We start from the raw sequence: 18,234 nt of genomic DNA, 5'->3' as shown, positions 1-18,234 counted from the left end.
CTATGAAAAATGAAAAACTAAATATACTTTTTAGAGCATTTGCTGTTTTTGTAATGCTAACTCTGGCAGCTTGTTCTTCAGATTCACCTACAGAAGAGACCAGAGAGGAAACAGAAACTCCAGAAACTCCAGAAACACCTGAAGAGCCTGAAATTCCGGTAGCTTCTAAGTTCTATACAGTAGATAATATTAATGATACCTACGCAGATGTTGCAGGTATCGCTAATGTTGCAAACTGGGGGCCTTATAATGTGCATGACCCGTCGGTTATAAAAGTAGGAGCGACCTATTATTGCTACAATACCGATGTTTCTTTTGGTTCAGAGGTACGTCCCGGTATTCAAATGCGTAAGTCTGAAGATCTTATAAATTGGGAATGGATAGGCTGGGCTTTTGATGGTCTTCCGGCAAAGGGAGCAGCTTTTATAAAGAACAAAGGAGCACAACCTTTTCAGTCACTTTGGGCTCCTTATGTGATGCAAGTGGATAATGAATTTCGCTTATACTATTCGCTATCTTCTCCTACGGGAAGATTGAGTGTTATGGGTTTAGCGACTTCAGATAGTCCCGAAGGTCCATGGATAGAGAAGGATCTGGTAGTTACATCAGAGCCCGGTGGTCCTTTGCAAACTAATGCTATAGACCCTTCAGTTGTGGTGACACCTGCTGGTGAGCATTGGTTTTATTACGGTTCTGCTTATGACGGTATTTATCAGTTGAAGTTAGATCCTTCCACAGGGCTTGCTGCAAACTCTGGAGATAAAGGAACCCGAGTAGCGCAAAGAGCGTTTACAAATGGTATAGTAAACGGAAATATTGAAGGTCCAGAAGTTATTTATAACGAGCAGCAAGGAAAGTATTATATGTTTATTGCTTATGATTGGTTACAAACTAAATACAATGTACGCGTAGGTCGTAGCGATAATCCTAACGGACCGTATTACGATTATAACGGACTTGACATTAATACCGAAGTTGATAATGGGCCAATGATTCTAGCGCCATATCGCTTTGATGGGCATTCTGGCTGGCAAGGAGTTTCACATCCCGGCATTTTTAAAGATGATAGTGGGCAATATTTTATGGCGCATCAAGGGAGACCGGGTGAGAATAGTTTTTATATGGTTCTACATATAAGAAAAATTCATTGGACGCAAGATGGTTGGCCTATTGTTTCTCCGGAACGTTATGCTGCTGTTGACAAGACCGAAATTACTTCCGCTGATTTAGTCGGAAATTATGAGCAAATTATTTTGGGATATTCCGTGACACCGGGATATGCTGATGAACAAAGGTTTCCAGATTTTCAAAATTCAATAGATTTAGAATTGAAGACAGACGGAAGCATAAATGATAATGCAAACGATGTATGGTTCTATGATTCCCCTTGGCTCACGCTTAATTTTGGTGATGGAGCATTTATAGATAAGCTTCACGTAGAACGTGGTAGAGACTGGGAGAATAAAATAGAATCAACAATTCTTTTTTCAGGATTAAATAATGAAGGAACTGCTATCTGGGGCAAAAAAATAAATTAAGATGAAAAAACATTTTTATACAATTATAGCTACAGCTATACTTATGGCGAGTTGCAAAACAAATGCACAACAAGTTGAAGTAGATGTAGAACGTGGTCAAACGCTTTTTGAAAATCTTGAAGCCTCTTATAATAACCCAATTGTAAAAGACAAATATACTGCAGATCCTGCAGCGCTTGTACACGACGGTCGCGTTTATATTTATGCCGGTCACGATCAGGCTCCAGATAATGAGGAGCGTTATATTATGAATGAGTGGTTGCTCTATTCATCTGATGACATGGTAAACTGGAAAGAACATCCAGTACCCTTAAAACCTACTGATTTTGACTGGGCAATTCATTCTGCCTGGGCTGCAGAGGTAGTAGAAAAAGATGGAAAATTCTATTGGTTTGTAACGGTTGAGCATAACGAAGCAAAGCCCGGTAAGGCTATTGGAGTTGCAGTAGCAGAGAGTCCTGAAGGTCCTTGGAAAGACGCTATAGGTAAAGCGCTTATCACAAACGATATGACCACACAGACTAAGATTAGCTGGGATGATATTGACCCTACTGTTTTTATAGATGATGATGGAACACCTTATTTATACTGGGGAAATCAGGTTTGTAAGTACGTGAAGTTAAAAGATAATATGATTGAGATGGATGGTCCTATTCAGACTGTTGACCTTCCTAAATTTACGGAAGCGCCTTATATTCACAAGCGTGGCGATTGGTATTATTTATCATACGCCTATGATTTTCCGGAGAAAACGGCTTATGCTATGTCAAAGTCGATAACTGGTCCTTGGGAATACAAAGGCTTGCTGAATGAAGTTGCAGGAAACTCTAATACTAACCATCAATCTATTATAGAATTTGAAGATAAATGGTATTTCGTGTATCATAACGGAAGCATACCAACACACGGGAGCAGCTTTCACCGTTCGGTTTGTGTAGACCGTTTGTATTATAATGAAGATGGAACCATCAAACGAATTGTGATGACTTCAGAAGGAATTCAACCTGAGAAATAAATAGTTATGAAATATATATTCATTTTTATATTATGCTTGCTTACGGGGACTCTTGCAGCACAAGATATTATGGTTCACGATCCGGTGGCTATTAAGCAGGGAGATACCTATTATCTTTTTTGTACCGGTAGAGGAATTTCGGTATTCAGTTCACCGGACTTAAAAAACTGGGAGCGAAAGCCACAGGTTTTTACAGAAGAACCGGTTTGGGCAGATGATGTAGCAGCAGATTTCAATAATCATATTTGGGCTCCGGATATAACTTTTCATGACGGAAAATACTACCTGTATTATTCAGTTTCCGCATTTGCAAAAAATACTTCGGCAATTGGTTTAACTGTAAATACAACTCTAGATGCTGATGATCCTAATTATAAATGGGAAGATCAGGGAATCGTGATTCAGTCTGTTCCTAACCGCGATTTATGGAATGCAATCGATCCTAATTTAGTTTTTGACGATAACAATGCACCCTATTTATCATTCGGTTCTTTTTGGGGAGGTTTGAAAATGGTTAAACTTTCAGAAGATTTAAAAACTATTGCAGAGCCGCAAGAATGGCACACTATCGCAAGAAGAGAACGTTCTTTTGATTTGGCAGATTCTAATCCGGGAGATGCTGCTTTAGAAGCTCCTTTTATCTTTAAAAAGAACGGGTGGTATTATCAGTTTTTATCTTGGGATCTATGTTGTCGTGGAGAAAACAGCACTTATAAAGTTGTTGTGGGACGTTCTAAAAATGCTGTTGGTCCTTATGTAGATAAAGATGGTGTTGCTTTGAACAATGGTGGTGGAACCTTGATTATTGAAGGAAATGAAAATTGGTATGGTGCGGGACATAATAGTACATATACTTTTGATGATAAGGATTATATCATTTTTCACGCATATGATGCTAATCAAAATGGAGCTCCAAAACTTAAGATTTCTGAGTTGACATGGGATGAAGAGGGCTGGCCAAGTTTAAAAAATAACATACTAGAATAATATGAGAAATTTAATTGTTTTTTTGTTTGCTTTCAGTTCTTGTGCTGTAGCTCAAGAGCAGGTGAATTTATTTCCTTTGAATGAGGTTTCGGTGAATTCCGGAGTTTTCAAGGAAGCTGCTTTAACCGATTTTAAATATATATCGCAGCTAGAACCAGATCGTCTATTGTCTCCTTTTTTACGAGAGGCTGGTTTAGAGCCTAAAGCAGAATCTTATACCAATTGGGAAAATACAGGGCTTGATGGGCATACTGCGGGGCATTATCTTTCCGCGTTATCGATGTATTATGCTTCAACCGGTGATTTAAAGGCAAAAGAACTTTTAGATTATACTTTATCTGAACTTGATAAAGTTCAAAAAGCAAATGGAAATGGTTACATAGGAGGTGTACCGGGAAGCGATGCGCTGTGGGCTGAAATTAAAGCCGGAACAATACATGCCGGAAGCTTCAGTTTAAACGATAAATGGGTGCCGTTGTACAACATTCATAAGACTTTTGCCGGACTCAAAGATGCTTGGGTTCACGCTGAAATTCCACTAGCAAAGGAAATGCTGATTGAGTTAACCGACTGGTTTCTGGATATCACGTCCGGGTTGAGTCAGGAGCAAATTCAGGATATGTTGCGCTCAGAACACGGCGGACTGAACGAGACTTTTGCAGATGTTTACGCGATTACCGGTGACAAGAAATACTTAAAATTAGCTGAAGACTTTTCGCAGCTTAGCGTATTAGAACCTTTAGCTGCAAATCAGGATATTTTGACCGGAATGCATGCCAATACGCAAATACCAAAATTTATAGGTTTTGAACGCATCAGTCAGTTGGAAGAAGCAAAAGACTATAAAAAGGCTGCTGTTAACTTTTTTGAGAATGTGACCACAAAGCGCTCAATAAGCATTGGCGGTAATAGCGTTCGGGAGCATTTTAATCCCATAGCTGATTTTTCTGCTGTATTGAATAGTGAGCAAGGTCCTGAGAGTTGTAATACTTACAATATGCTCAAATTGAGTAAAATGCTTTTTGAAGATTCTGCGAATGAAGCTTATGTTGATTTTTACGAGCGTGGACTTTTCAACCACATTTTGTCTTCTCAAAATCCTGATGGTGGCTTTGTATATTTTACACCAATCAGACCCGGTCATTACCGTGTTTATTCGCAGCCGGAGACCAGTTTTTGGTGTTGCGTAGGCTCTGGGATGGAAAACCATACGAAGTACAACGAACTTATTTATGCGAAAAAAGATGATAAACTTTATGTGAATCTCTTTATTCCTTCAGAAGTGAACTGGGAAACGCAAAATGCAACTTTGACTCAGGACACCAATTTTCCGGAAGAAGCTGCAACCGAACTGATCTGGAACAGTAAAAAGAAAACAAAGGCAACTTTGATGTTGCGTTACCCGCAATGGGTCAAAGCTGGTACGTTGAAACTTTACGTTAACGGAAAGCTTCAGCAAATTGCAGCAACTCCCGGTTCTTATATTCCGCTTTCGCGAAAATGGAAAAACGGAGATCGCGTAAAGCTGGAAGTGCCTATGCATTTAAGTCTGGAAGAAATTCCGGATGAATCGGGTTATATTTCTATCAAATACGGTCCTATAGTTCTGGCAGCAGTTACAGGCGATGAAGATCAGGATGGTCTTTTTGCAGACGACAGTCGTGGAGGACATATTGCAGACGGTCCGTTTTTACCGCTTAATGAAGCGCCTATGTTTGTTTCAGAAGAGGGAGAATCAGTTTTAGATAAGATAAAGTCTGTTCCCGGGAAAGCATTAGAATTTACTGCTTCAGAGTTATTTTATCCTTCAGAATATAAAGATTTGGTACTTCAGCCTTTTTACAAAATTCACGAGAAGCGTTACTCTATTTATTTCGAAAAAGAAACCCCTGAAGGTTTAGCCGAAATGCAACGCGAATTGAAAGAGAAACAAGAAGCAGAAGCGTATTTACGTTCAATAACTTTAGATTTTGTTGCTCCCGGTGAGCAACAACCTGAATCGGATCACGGTATCCAATCTGAAAAATCAAACAGCGGTCTGAATCAAAACAGACATTGGCGCGATGCAACGGGTTGGTTTAGTTATGATCTCAAAAATAAAGAAGCAAAAGCTCAAGCTTTGCGGGTGACCTATTTTGGTAAAGACGCCAATCGTAATTTTAAGATTTTAGTAAATGGGGAAGTCATCGCAAACCCTAAATTAATGGGAGCTGAAGGCGCTAAGTTCTTTGAAGTAGATTATCAATTACCGAAGAAATTGGTTGTAGATAACGAGATATTAACAGTACGTTTTGAGGCTGAAGAAGGTTCTTCAACTGCCGGTGTTTATGGCGTTCGCTTGATTAATACAACTAAGACAAAAAAATAAGAGACAACAAACACACTTACATAATGATATCACAAACACTAAAAAAGACAGGCTTAATGGCAGTCTTGGCTTCCGCGTTATTCGGAAGTCCTACTGCGTTTAGCCAGCAAGAGCTAATGGTAGATATGAGCAAGACCATCGCGCCCATTCAGCCCACGATGTATGGTATTTTCTTTGAAGATATTAACTTTGCTGCAGACGGTGGTTTGTATGCTGAACTGATCAAAAACCGCTCTTTTGAATTTACAATCCCTATGATGGGTTGGTCGCAACCTAATAGTGATCGACATTCCTATAATAATGAATCTGGCTTTGCGATGCCGGTTAAATATTTTGAAGGGGAAGGTAATTTAAACTTCATTCGTGTTCAGGTTAAAAATGCAGGAGGTTATGAGTTGCATAATGAAGGTTTCCGTGGGATGGGAATCAAAGAAGGGAATACGTACCGTTTTACCTTTGATGCTAAACAGATGGAAGGTGCTATTTCCGCAGTAAATGCATTTTTATTAGACGAAGAAGGCAATACCATCGCTGAGGTTTCGGTGCCGGTTTCTGGTTCAGAATGGAAAAACTATACGGTTGAAATTGTTCCGAATAAAACCGTGATGAAAGGTTCTTTAAAATTGACTTTTGATGGAACAGGAGAATTAGGTTTGGATATGGTTTCTCTTTTCCCAACCGATACCTGGAATGGTCGTGAAAATGGTTTACGTAAAGATTTAGTACAACTTTTAAACGATTTAGATCCCGGATTTTTAAGGTTTCCTGGTGGTTGTATTGTTGAAGGTCGTACACTGGCACGACGCTATCAATGGAAAAAAACAGTAGGTCCTGTAGAAGAGCGCCCGAGTTTGGTAAACCGTTGGAATACGGAGTTTGATCATCGCTTAACTCCTGATTATTATCAATCTTTTGGTTTAGGGTTCTTTGAGTATTTTCAATTATCTGAAGATATGGGAGCAGAGCCATTGCCTATTTTAAGTTGTGGTATTGCGTGTCAGTTCAATACAGGAGAATTAGTGCCTATGGATGAATTGGAGCCGTATGTACAGGATGCGTTAGATCTTATCGAGTTTGCAAATGGAAGCACAGATACACCTTGGGGTAAAGTGCGTGCAGATATGGGACATCCGGAGCCTTTTAATATGAAATATATTGGAGTGGGTAACGAGCAGTGGGGACCAGAATATATAGAGCGCTACAAAGTATTTAATCAAGCGATTTCTGAAAAGTATCCTGATATCATTATTGTTTCGGGTAGTGGACCATTCCCTGACGGAGATTATTTTGAATACGGTATGAAAGAATTGAAAGAAATAGGCGCAGAGATTATAGATGAGCATTATTACAGAAGTCCGGAGTGGTTTAAGGAAAATGCTACACGTTACGATAGTTATGACCGTAACGGACCTAAGATTTTTGCAGGTGAATATGCAGCGCAGAGTGTAGCAATCGCGAGTCCTGATAACAAAAATAATTGGGATACGGCTTTAGCCGAAGCTGCTTTTATGACCGGTTTAGAGCGTAATGCAGAGGTGGTTCAGCTTACTTCTTATGCCCCCTTGATGGCACATGCCGAAGGATGGCAGTGGACGCCAGATATGATATGGTTTAACAATCTGGAGTCATATGGAACACCTAACTATTATGTTCAGAAACTATATTCAACTAATAAAGGAACCGACTTGATCTCGGTAACTCAAGATGGAAAAAATTTAGTAGGTCAGGACGAACTTTATGCTTCAGCAACTTTAGATTCTAAAGCCGGTGAAGTAATTGTAAAAGTGGTGAATACTTCAAGCGATGCTCAGGAGGTATCTTTAAATTTTAAAGGAAAAAAACTAAAAGGAAAAGGGAAGGTCTTGGTCTTAAAAGAAGAGAATTTATCGCAAGAAAATTCTTTTGAATCACAAAAAGAAATAAGTCCGGTTACTGAAGAAATCAAGGTAAAAGGTACTACAGCAATGTATGAAGCTTCTCCGTATTCATTAAATGTCATAAGAATACCGATTAAATAAATTATCTAAAATTTCACTAAAAATATTAAGTGTCGTTTGTACATTTTTTAAAATAGATTATAGTAGCTTTGTTAGATAGTAAGATTTTAGTTTATGAAAGAATATGTAATAGGGCTGGATTACGGTTCAGATTCTGTAAGAGCAGTTCTCATTGATGCTTCAAACGGCCAAGAAATAGAGGCAGAAGTAAGTTATTACAGACGCTGGAAAGAACGTCTGTTTTGTGATGCTTCAGAAAATCGTTTTCGTCAACATCCTTTAGATCATTTAGAAGGATTAGAGAATACCATAAAAGCTGTTGTTTCTAGAAGTGGCGTTCCTGCTGCATCTGTAAAAGGAATTTGCATAGATACAACAGGTTCTTCACCAATTCCGGTAAATGCAGCCGGAATTCCACTTTCACTTACTGAAGGTTTTGAAGAAAACCCAAATGCAATGATGGTGCTCTGGAAAGATCATACCGCCATTGCAGAAGCTAATGAAATCAATGAACTGTCTCGCAACTGGGGTGGAGAAGATTTTACCAAATATGAAGGTGGAATTTATTCTTCAGAATGGTTTTGGGCAAAAATCTTACACGTTGTTCGTGAAGATCAAAAAGTAAAGGAAGCTGCACATTCTTGGATGGAGCATTGCGACTGGATGACTTATGCGTTGCTTGAAGGAATTTCTTTAGAAAACTTCAAACGCAGTCGTTGTGCTGCCGGCCATAAAGCGATGTGGCATGAAAGCTGGGACGGACTACCACCAGAAGAATTCCTTGGAAAATTAGATCCGTATTTAGCTAAACTTAGAGACAACTTATATACAGAAACCTATACATCAGACGAAATAGCAGGAAATTTGAGTGCTGCCTGGGCTGAGAAGCTAGGGCTTACCACAGATACCGTTATCGCTGTTGGAACATTTGATGCACACGCTGGAGCAGTAGGAGCAAAGGTTGAAGAACATACCTTAGTTCGCGTAATGGGAACTTCTACGTGTGATATCAGCGTGTCTTCACCAGAAGTTACTACAGATAGAACCGTGCGGGGTATTTGTGGTCAGGTTGATGGTTCGGTTATTCCAGGGTTAGTAGGTCTTGAAGCTGGTCAATCTGCTTTCGGAGATTTATTGGCTTGGTTTAAAGATGTATTGAGTTGGCCAATTGATAACTTAGTGCTTACTTCAGATATTCTTTCCAAAGAACAAAAAGAAAAACTTAAAGCAGAAATCGAATCAGATTTCATTAGAAAATTATCTGATGCTGCTGAAGCGATTCCACATAACGAAGCCATCCCGGTAGCACTAGATTGGATTAACGGTAGAAGAACGCCGGATGCTAATCAAGAATTAGAAGCTGCGGTAACAAACCTCAATATGGGTACTCGTGCACCACATATTTTTAAGGCTTTGGTCAATGCGATTTGCTTCGGCTCTAAAAAGATCTTAGACCGTTTTGAAGATGAAGGTATCGAAATTAAATCTGTAGTAGGTATCGGCGGTGTTGCACGTAAATCTAAATTTATTATGCAATCACTGGCTAATACGCTCAACGTTCCTATTAAAGTTGCAGCTTCAGATCAAGCACCAGCTCTTGGTGCAGCTGTTTATGCAGCTGTAGCAGCAGGAATTTATCCTGACGTAATTGAGGCGAGTAAGACTTTAGGAAGTGATTATGAAGCAGAATATCATCCACAACCAGAGCATCTTGAAGAGTTTGCCGGTTTGATGGAGCGCTATGAAGTTTTAAGTCAATTTGTAGAAAAAAATATTAGTAAATCCAAAAAGAACATAGAAGCGCATGTATAAATCTTTAAAGGAAGAATGTTACGAAGCGAATATGGAGCTAGACGCTTTAGGTCTGGTTATTTATACCTTCGGAAATGTGAGTGCAGTAGATCGTAAAAACGGAGTATTTGCTATCAAGCCTAGTGGTGTTCCTTACGAAAGTTTAAAACCTGAAGATATTGTTATTGTAGATTATGATAACAATATTGTTGAGGGAGATAAGCGTCCTTCTTCAGATACGAAAACCCACGCTTATTTGTATAAGCATTGGGAAGGAGTAGGAGGAATCGCGCATACGCACGCTACGTATTCTGTTGCTTGGGCTCAGGCACAGATGGATATTCCTGTCTTTGGTACGACTCACGCAGATCATTTAACTGCAGATATCCCGTGTGCACCGCCTATGCATGACGATCTAATCACCGGAAACTACGAGCACAATACAGGAATTCAGATTTTAGACTGTTTTAAAGACAAAGGCTTAGATTATAAAGAAGTAAATATGGTACTTTTGGGTAATCACGGTCCGTTTGCCTGGGGAGAAACAGCTGCTAAAGCGGTTTATAACAGTAAGGTTTTAGAAGAAGTAGCCCGCATGGCACAATTAACGCTTCAGATAAATCCTAATGCTCCGAGGCTCAAAGACTCGCTTATCAAAAAACATTACGAGCGTAAGCACGGTAAGGATGCTTACTACGGTCAGGGCTGTTAATTTTTAAACTAATCAATTACATTATCATATTATGGGATTAATCACTTTTGCCGCATTTACACTCCTAGTTGCGGTTATTTCGTATTTCGCGTCTCGTACTACAGACGAAACAACTTCTGACGGGTATTTCTTAGGAGGACGAAGTCTAACCGGACCTGTTATTGCAGGTTCATTATTGTTAACCAACCTTTCTACCGAACAAATTATAGGGACTAACGGGGTAGGTTTTAGCGAAGGGATTTTAATAGCAGCTTATGAGATTATTGCTGCTGTTGCAATGGTTTTTACGGCATTTGTGTTATTACCTAAATATTTAAAAGGAGGAATTTCTACAATTCCTCAATTTCTAGAAAAACGTTACGGAAAACTTACGAAAACGATTGTGTCGATCCTGTTTTTGATGGCGTATGCGATATCGATGTTGCCTACAGTACTTTATTCAGGAGCATTAGCGATTAATACGATGTTTGATATTCCAGAACGTATGGGGATGGAGCCTGAATCTGCGCTCTGGGTAACCGTTTGGGGAATTGGGATTATCGGGTCTATCTATGCAATCTTTGGCGGACTTAAAGCTGTTGCTGTTTCAGATTCTATAAATGCAGTAGGACTTATTATAGGAGGTTTATTGATTCCTATATTCGGTTTAATGGCTGTAGGTGATGGTAGCGTTATTGAAGGAATGAACGTGCTTACCACAAATCTTCCTGAGAAGTTTGAAATTCTAGGAGGGCCTGACTCTTCAGTGCCGTGGACAACGTTATTTACCGGGATGCTAATTGTTAATTTTTATTATTGGGGTACCAATCAAGCTATTATTCAACGAGCATTAGGAGCAAAAAACCTTGCTGAAGGGCAAAAAGGATTGTGTCTTGCAGCAGTTGTAAAAATATTAGGACCTATCATTGTAGTGCTTCCGGGGATTATTGCTTTTCAATATTTTAACGGTGATCTTGCCAATGCAGATGAGGCGTATCCAATGCTTGTAAAAGCAGTACTGCCTACAGCATTTGTTGGCTTCTTTGCAGCAGTTTTATTTGGTGCGATCTTGAGTTCGTTCAACTCTGCTTTAAATAGTTCGGTTACATTATTTGGTTTAGACTTATACAAGCAGTATTTCAATAATGATGCTTCCGAAAAGCAAGTAGTGCGTGCCGGTAAGACCTTTGGAATCTTTTTAGCCGTATTTTCGATGGCAATCGCTCCTTTACTTTACGGGGTAGAAGGTGGTATCTTCAACTATCTGCAAGAACTTAACGGATCATTTAGTGTACCGATTCTAGCAATAATTCTAGTGGGCTATTTCTCAAAACGAGTTTCAGGAAAAGCTGCAAATATTGCAATCGTGTTTGCTGTTGTAACCTATTTGGTAACCCTTTATATTATCAAACCTATAATTGCAGGTAACGCCGTTGCAGCAGCAGAACTTGGAGGCATAACAGATGCTTCAGAACTTGCACAGATTGCAAAAGAAGCTTTCCCAAGTTTCTTACACATTATGGGAATTATCTTTGGCTTAGTTCTAATAATTTTATTCAGCGTTAGTAAATTCTTCCCACGTGAGACAGATTATATGGAAGAATACACCCGTCAGGTTGATATCACACCTTGGAAATATCTTAAACCAGCAGGAGTATTTATTTGCATCGCTGTAATTGCGATTTACACCTTTTTCTCTTAAAAACTATAAAACATCTAATAAACATAATTGATTATAAAAATTCTATGAATTATAATATTGACCAGTACGAAGTTTGGTTTGTTACAGGAACCCAACATTTATATGGCGAAGAAACGCTTAATCAAGTTGCTGCACATTCGCAGGAAATAGCAAAAGGAATTAACGATTCTACAGCTATCCCGGTTAAGATCGTTTATAAAGATCTAGTAAAAACCCCAAATGAGATTACAGACTTATGTCTGGAAGCTAATACCAATAAGAATTGCATCGGATTAATTTTATGGATGCATACATTTTCACCGGCGAAAATGTGGATTAAAGGATTGAATTTACTTCAAAAACCTATCTGCCATTTGCACACACAATTTAATGCAGAAATCCCTTGGAGCGAGATTGATATGGATTTTATGAATTTAAATCAATCTGCCCACGGTGATCGTGAATTTGGTTTTATGATGTCGCGTATGCGTAAAAAACGCAAAGTGGTTGTAGGTCATTGGGGAGACAAACGCGTACAAACAAAACTAGGCGTATTTACGCGTGTAGCTTTAGGGTGGAACGAATTTCAAAATCTTAAAGTAGCTCGTATAGGGGATAACATGCGTGAGGTAGCAGTTACCGAAGGAGATAAAGTGGAAGCTCAAATGCGTTTTGGTTTTACCGTAAATGGTTTTGACTCTTCTGATATTGTGGCAAAAATAAATGAGATCAAACAAGAAGATCTTGATGCCTTATTAAAGACTTATGATGAGGAATATGAACTGGATGATTCAGTAAAAGAAGGCGGTGCAAAACGTCAATCTTTAGTGGATGCTGCTAAGATAGAAATGGGACTTAGAGCCTTTTTAGAAGAAGGTGGTTTTGGTGCATTTACAGATACTTTTGAAAATCTTGGAGAACTGAAACAATTACCGGGTATTGCAACACAACGCCTGATGGCAGATGGTTACGGTTTTGGAGGAGAAGGTGACTGGAAAACAGCAGCTTTAACCCGTGCGATGAAAGTTATGGCAATAGGTCTTGATGGTGGGACTTCTTTTATGGAGGATTATACGTATCATTTTACGCCACAAGGTTCTTATGTTTTAGGTTCTCACATGCTAGAAATTTGTCCTTCTATTGCGGATGCTAAACCTAAATGTGAAGTACATCCGTTAGGAATCGGTGGTAAAGAAGATCCTGCTCGTTTGGTATTTAATTCACCAGAAGGCCCGGCGATTAATGCATCTTTAGTAGATATGGGTAACCGTTTTCGTCTAATTGTTAACGAAGTGGAAGCTGTGAAGCCAGAAGCAGATTTACCGCATTTACCGGTAGCCCGTGTACTTTGGGATTGTAAGCCAGATCTTGATATTGCAGCGACCAGTTGGATTCTTGCTGGTGGCGCGCACCATACAGTTTACAGTCAGGCGGTAACTACTGAGTTTATGGAAGATTTTGCCGATATCGCAGGTATTGAACTTTTAGTTATAGATGATCAAACACGAGTGCGTACTTTTAAAGACACGATAAATGCTAATGAGGCATATTATCAGATCTTTCAACACCGTATGTAAGTTTTAAATACATTAATTATGAAATTAAATAGAAATCTTTTAGTCGTTCCTGTTGTTCTGGGTATGGCGCTTTCTATGGTGAATTGTAAAAATGAACCGAAGAAAGAAGAATCAGCTGTTGTGGCAGAAATGCCAGAAGCTACCATTACCAAATCTGATTTTGGGATGACACCAGATAGTGTTGCTGTTGAAAAGTACAAGCTGGTAAACGCCAATGGGATGGAGGTTGATATCATCACCTATGGTGGAATCATTACAAACCTGAAAGCACCTAGCAAAGACAGCACGTTTCAAGATGTAGTTCTGGGCTACGATACTTTAGAAGAGTATACTACTACCGGTAATCCTACTTTTTTTGGAGCCTTGATTGGTCGGTATGGAAACCGTATCGCAAAAGGTCAATTTTCTATTGATGGGGAAAACTATCAATTACCAACCAATGACGGGCCTAACAGTCTTCACGGTGGTAAAGGTTTTGATAAAGTGGTTTGGATCGCTGAAGAAATCGAAGATGGTGATAACGTTGGTTTAAAACTGAAATATCTAAGTCCAGATGGAGATCAGGGATATCCTGGTAATTTAGAAACCGTTGTGACGTATACGCTACTTTCTGATAACACCTTGAAAGTAGATTATGAAGCAACAACTGACAAGGAGACTGTTGTAAATCTTACACAGCATTCGTATTTTAACCTTTCAGGTGATTTTGATAACACGGTTTTAGATACTGAAGTAATGCTGAACGCAGATCAATACCTTCCCGTAGATGCGACGTTAATCCCTACTGGAGAGTTGAGAGCTGTTGAAGGTACTCCGTTTGATTTCCGTGAAGCGAAAGCTATAGGCGCAGAGATTGATGCAGAGAACGATCAGTTGGCTAAAGGTAAAGGTTATGACCATTGCTGGGTTTTAAATGAGGAAGATGGAGCTATGCACCTTGCAGCAACTGCTTACGATCCAAAAAGCGGAAGATTTCTAGAAGTGATGACTACAGAGCCTGCGGTTCAGTTCTACACCGGAAACTTTTTAGATGGTACATTACCTCAAAAAGGAGGCGAGGGTACCTATGCTATGAGAAGTGGTTTTTGCTTAGAAACACAGCATTACCCTGATTCTCCTAATCAAGCAGATTTTCCTTCTACGCTATTGAAGCCGGGAGAAATCTATTCAACAACTACAAGTTTTACGTTTTCAGTTAAGTAATAACAAAGAACTTTTCTATAAAAAGAACGCCCAATGCAATTTGCATTGGGCGTTCTTTTTTGTTTTAGCTTCGTTGCTTGATATTCTGCTTACTAAGCTCAATTAGTTGAGCAATTCGCTGTTGCCAGATATCTTCTCGTTTGGCTTTGATTTAACCAATATAAGTAGCTTTTACTCGATAATCGAGATTTAAACCTGCCTCTGGCAGGTGCTCCGAGGTTAGCCTCGAAGTCAAAAGCTGTTTCCTTTTAATGCCTTGTGGGCCTGCCTCTGTCGGATACAGACAGGCTTGCCCTAAGATAGTTTGCTAATCTAATTCTTCAGATTCAATATAGAAATTACGATCTATTTGGAATTCAGAAATAGATACATCAAACGATTGGGTTTTCCAGTTTGCGGAAGGGTAAATCCATAATTTCTCTTTGTTTACTAAAACCTGAACCGGCATGTCAAAATCTTCAACGATATCCACATAGCGGAATTTTAATGTGTCTTTGTCAATTGAATACTCCAATTCCGGAATCATCGTAGTACGCAGGTATTGATCCCAAAATTCAGTCAGATCAATTCCACTTTCTTTACTGATGTAATCCTCGATTTGAGCGGTCGTAACCGTTTTATGGTAAAACTGCTCATTCAATCCGCGTAGAATTTCACGCCATTTATCATCGTCTTCAATCAATTGTCGAAGGGTATGTAGTACGTTTGCTCCTTTATAATACATATCGCCGCTTCCTTCGTTATCTACGCCGTAAGTGCCTATAATGGGGCGATCATTACGGATAGAACCACGAGTTCCAATAACATAATCTGCAGCAGCTTCTTTTCCGAAGTAATAATCAACATATAAGTTTTCAGAATAGGCTGTGAAGCCTTCGTGCACCCACATATCCGCTACATCTTTATTGGTGATGTTATTTGCAAACCACTCATGCCCACTCTCGTGAATGATTATAAAATCGAATTTTAAACCCCAACCGGTACCCGATAAGTCTCGACCTAAATAACCGTTAGCATATCTGTTACCGTACGTCACATTGCTTTGATGTTCCATACCTAAATAAGGGACTTCAACCAATTTATATCCATCTTCATAAAACGGGTAGGGCCCAAACCAGTGCTCAAAGGCTTCAAGCATTAGCGGTACTTGTTTGAACTGCTCTTTTGCTTTCTCAAGATTTTCTTTCAACACATAAAAATTGAGCTTTAAGTCTCCTTTTTCACCTTTGTAAGTGTCTGAAAAATGTGCATAATCTGCTATGTCTGCACTAATACCATAACTATTGATGGAATTTTTAACTGCCCAGTGATAGGTAGCTGTTTTCTCAGTTTTAGAAGAGTCAATAAGACGACCGTTTCCTACCGCCATAAGCCCTTTAGGTACGGAAATCTTAAGGTCTAAGCTGTCTGCCTCATCATATGGAATATCTTTATTAGGCCACCATATTGAGGAACCAATTCCTTGATTAGCATTAGCAGCAAATGGCATTCCGTTAGAATCTTCTTGCCACGTCCAGCCGCCATCCCAAGGTAAGCGAGCACCAACTACAGGTTTTCCTTCAAACTTTAATAGTATATTGTTTAACGCTTCTTTCTTTTGTTTTGCTTTAAGTGAAATAAAATAAGCAGCACCATCTTTTTTAATCTCTAATTTTTTTCCGTTTTGAACTGCGCTAAGCAACTTCATCGGTTCCTGTAAATCTATCTGAAGCGTTTGATACGGTTCTAAAACTTTATAAGTAACCGTATTTTTACCCGAAATAAATTCTTTTTCAGGATCAATAGCTACGTCAAGGTCGTAATGCGTAAGATCCCACCAAGCGCGCTGCGGAGTGATACTTCCTTTTAGAGAATCTTGATGTGTGAATGTTGTTTTTTGAGCAACTGCTGACATCGTTAGTAGGACTAATGCCAGAGAAAATAATTTATGCATTGTTTATATTTAGGATATTGAATTCAAAAGTTATTCCAAAAAATATTATCGCATGATTGCGTTAGGAAATACGACAAGACTTTCGTGACCATTAGCACCTACTGCTGAAACACCAAAGAATGAATTATCAATTACAATTCCATCTAAAGTGATTTCTGAAACATCACCCACATAACGGCTGTGATCCCAAGTAGGAGAAGTGGTGTCTCTCCAGTAAATCTTATAACCAAATGCTCCGCTTACTTTAGTCCATTGCAGCTTAGCATCTGCTTCTACAATACCGCCAATCTTCACAGTTTCTGGGGCAGGAGGCGCCCAGGCTAAACTTGCTAAGTTTATTGCATTCACCGCTGTAAGTTTTGCTGCATACGGGAAGTTAACATGTTCTACAACATCACCATATTCAATACCATCTTCAGTACGAATGTCCTGATGTTGTTGTGTATAGTTTTCGTGAGCTTCCATAATACGAATTCCAGCGAAGCCTAAATCATTAAAAGGTCTGTGATGACCACCACGGCCAAAACGATCCAGACGATAGATCATCATCGGGTTCATTTCGGGCATATAATCGGTAACATTTTTATGAATATAACGCGCCAATTGTCTTGAATTGCCATCAACTTCACCACCGTAAAAACGACGCGCTTTGCGTTGATTTTCGGTTTCATTAGCCGCTACAGGCTCTGAGAAAATTCTAAAATCCCGGTTGCTGATTACTCCGTCAACACCTTCAATATTACCTATCATATCGTTATTTAAAATCCCGATGATATCCCAACCTTGCTTAACTGCGTATTCCGCCAATCCTTTACCTCCGAAGAGTCCTTGTTCCTCGCCAGATAAGCCCACATAAATAATACTATTCTCAAATTTATATTTAGAAAGTACGCGGGCAGCTTCCATTGTTCCTGCCATACCGCTTGCATTATCATTTGCTCCTGGAGCATCTGTTGTAAAATCTGTAGCGTCGCTTGCTCGTGAATCTATATCACCACTCATAATGATATAACGATTAGGATATTTGGTTCCTTTTTGAATAGCAACAACATTTACCACGTATGTTTCTTTAGGAATTCGACTGCCCATATCTGGTGTAACTAAATCTTTCTGATAAAACACATCAAGACAACCTCCGCAGTTCTGAGAAGTTTTTTCAAATCCGGCTTTAATGAACCTTCTTGCAGCTCCTATGCCGCGTGTGTCACTTAAAGTGTCGCTAAAGGTGTTGCGTGTACCGAAACCGGCAAGAGCGCGTACATCTTTTTCTATGCGATCAGCCGAGACTGCATCAACAATCCCGTAGATGCGCAAATCTGTTTCTGAAGGAACATTGTTTTGAGCCAGTAGGGCTGTAAAACAAGAAAGAAAAATAAGAGTAAAAGTATATTTCATATCAAGTGTTAGGATTAAAAAAAGCGAACAGAACTTTAAAATAAATCTGCTCGCTATA

At 39.3% G+C, this 18,234-nt stretch carries 12 protein-coding genes; 10 read left to right on the top strand and 2 right to left on the bottom strand.

All coding sequences use genetic code 11. From position 1 onward, the window contains the following. Positions 1-2: 2 nt before the first annotated feature. The 10 genes from BUB91_RS13075 to BUB91_RS13030 all read left to right on the top strand — a co-directional run bounded on the left by BUB91_RS13075 (position 3) and on the right by BUB91_RS13030 (position 14,848). Positions 3-1,538, top strand: coding sequence for an arabinan endo-1,5-alpha-L-arabinosidase (locus BUB91_RS13075; protein WP_073099740.1), 1,536 nt, complete (start codon positions 3-5; stop codon positions 1,536-1,538). A gap of 1 nt (position 1,539) precedes the next feature. Next, positions 1,540-2,553: a glycoside hydrolase family 43 protein gene (locus BUB91_RS13070; RefSeq protein WP_073099739.1), complete on the top strand. Its 1,014-nt coding sequence runs from the start codon at positions 1,540-1,542 to the stop codon at positions 2,551-2,553. A gap of 6 nt (positions 2,554-2,559) precedes the next feature. Continuing rightward, positions 2,560-3,540, top strand: a complete 981-nt coding sequence (locus BUB91_RS13065; protein ID WP_073099738.1) for an arabinan endo-1,5-alpha-L-arabinosidase — start codon at positions 2,560-2,562, stop codon at positions 3,538-3,540. A 1-nt stretch (position 3,541) separates the two neighbouring features. Beyond that, a complete protein-coding gene (locus BUB91_RS13060; protein WP_073099737.1) occupies positions 3,542-5,908 on the top strand; it encodes a glycoside hydrolase family 127 protein in 2,367 nt (788 codons plus the stop codon). Positions 5,909-5,931: 23 nt separating this feature from the next. Next, on the top strand, positions 5,932-7,926 hold the full coding sequence (locus tag BUB91_RS13055) for an alpha-L-arabinofuranosidase C-terminal domain-containing protein (RefSeq protein WP_073099736.1): 1,995 nt from the start codon (positions 5,932-5,934) through the stop codon (positions 7,924-7,926). Between the two features lie 93 nt (positions 7,927-8,019). Further along, positions 8,020-9,717, top strand: a complete 1,698-nt coding sequence (locus BUB91_RS13050) for a ribulokinase (protein WP_073099735.1) — start codon at positions 8,020-8,022, stop codon at positions 9,715-9,717. Beyond that, positions 9,710-10,408, top strand: coding sequence for an L-ribulose-5-phosphate 4-epimerase (locus BUB91_RS13045; protein ID WP_073099734.1), 699 nt, complete (start codon positions 9,710-9,712; stop codon positions 10,406-10,408). The genes BUB91_RS13050 and BUB91_RS13045 overlap by 8 nt, the downstream gene beginning before the upstream one ends. A 31-nt stretch (positions 10,409-10,439) precedes the next feature. Further along, positions 10,440-12,089 (top strand): solute:sodium symporter family transporter, encoded by a 1,650-nt coding sequence (locus BUB91_RS13040; protein ID WP_073099733.1) that lies wholly within the window; start codon positions 10,440-10,442, stop codon positions 12,087-12,089. Between the two features lie 44 nt (positions 12,090-12,133). Then, positions 12,134-13,645 carry an L-arabinose isomerase gene (gene araA, locus BUB91_RS13035; RefSeq protein ID WP_073099732.1) on the top strand — a complete coding sequence of 504 codons (1,512 nt, stop codon included), beginning with the start codon at positions 12,134-12,136 and terminating at the stop codon, positions 13,643-13,645. Positions 13,646-13,663: 18 nt separating this feature from the next. Further along, complete coding sequence (locus BUB91_RS13030) at positions 13,664-14,848, top strand: aldose epimerase family protein (RefSeq protein ID WP_073099731.1); 1,185 nt, start codon at positions 13,664-13,666, stop codon at positions 14,846-14,848. A gap of 307 nt (positions 14,849-15,155) precedes the next feature. Here BUB91_RS13030 and BUB91_RS13025 read toward each other — a convergent pair whose 3' ends face one another. Together BUB91_RS13025 and BUB91_RS13020 are read right to left on the bottom strand one after the other, a co-directional pair. Continuing rightward, positions 15,156-16,781 (bottom strand): M1 family metallopeptidase, encoded by a 1,626-nt coding sequence (locus tag BUB91_RS13025; RefSeq protein ID WP_073099730.1) that lies wholly within the window; start codon positions 16,779-16,781, stop codon positions 15,156-15,158. 45 nt (positions 16,782-16,826) lie between these two features. Then, positions 16,827-18,176 (bottom strand): M28 family peptidase, encoded by a 1,350-nt coding sequence (locus BUB91_RS13020; RefSeq protein ID WP_073099729.1) that lies wholly within the window; start codon positions 18,174-18,176, stop codon positions 16,827-16,829. Positions 18,177-18,234: the final 58 nt, after the last annotated feature.

It is taken from the genome of Leeuwenhoekiella marinoflava DSM 3653, from assembly GCF_900129005.1.
Lineage (GTDB): Bacteria > Bacteroidota > Bacteroidia > Flavobacteriales > Flavobacteriaceae > Leeuwenhoekiella > Leeuwenhoekiella marinoflava.
This window is presented reverse-complemented; position numbering and strand designations above follow the sequence as displayed.

Excerpts from the sequence above, each read along its gene's own strand:
- BUB91_RS13075 (WP_073099740.1), top strand. The coding sequence starts at position 3 with ATGAAAAATGAAAAACTAAATATACTTTTTAGAGCATTTGCTGTTTTT.
- BUB91_RS13070 (WP_073099739.1), top strand. The coding sequence starts at position 1,540 with ATGAAAAAACATTTTTATACAATTATAGCTACAGCTATACTTATGGCG.
- BUB91_RS13065 (WP_073099738.1), top strand. The coding sequence starts at position 2,560 with ATGAAATATATATTCATTTTTATATTATGCTTGCTTACGGGGACTCTT.
- BUB91_RS13060 (WP_073099737.1), top strand. The coding sequence starts at position 3,542 with ATGAGAAATTTAATTGTTTTTTTGTTTGCTTTCAGTTCTTGTGCTGTA.
- BUB91_RS13055 (WP_073099736.1), top strand. The coding sequence starts at position 5,932 with ATGATATCACAAACACTAAAAAAGACAGGCTTAATGGCAGTCTTGGCT.
- BUB91_RS13050 (WP_073099735.1), top strand. The coding sequence starts at position 8,020 with ATGAAAGAATATGTAATAGGGCTGGATTACGGTTCAGATTCTGTAAGA.
- BUB91_RS13045 (WP_073099734.1), top strand. The coding sequence starts at position 9,710 with ATGTATAAATCTTTAAAGGAAGAATGTTACGAAGCGAATATGGAGCTA.
- BUB91_RS13040 (WP_073099733.1), top strand. The coding sequence starts at position 10,440 with ATGGGATTAATCACTTTTGCCGCATTTACACTCCTAGTTGCGGTTATT.
- araA (WP_073099732.1), top strand. The coding sequence starts at position 12,134 with ATGAATTATAATATTGACCAGTACGAAGTTTGGTTTGTTACAGGAACC.
- BUB91_RS13030 (WP_073099731.1), top strand. The coding sequence starts at position 13,664 with ATGAAATTAAATAGAAATCTTTTAGTCGTTCCTGTTGTTCTGGGTATG.
- BUB91_RS13025 (WP_073099730.1), bottom strand. The coding sequence starts at position 16,781 with ATGCATAAATTATTTTCTCTGGCATTAGTCCTACTAACGATGTCAGCA.
- BUB91_RS13020 (WP_073099729.1), bottom strand. The coding sequence starts at position 18,176 with ATGAAATATACTTTTACTCTTATTTTTCTTTCTTGTTTTACAGCCCTA.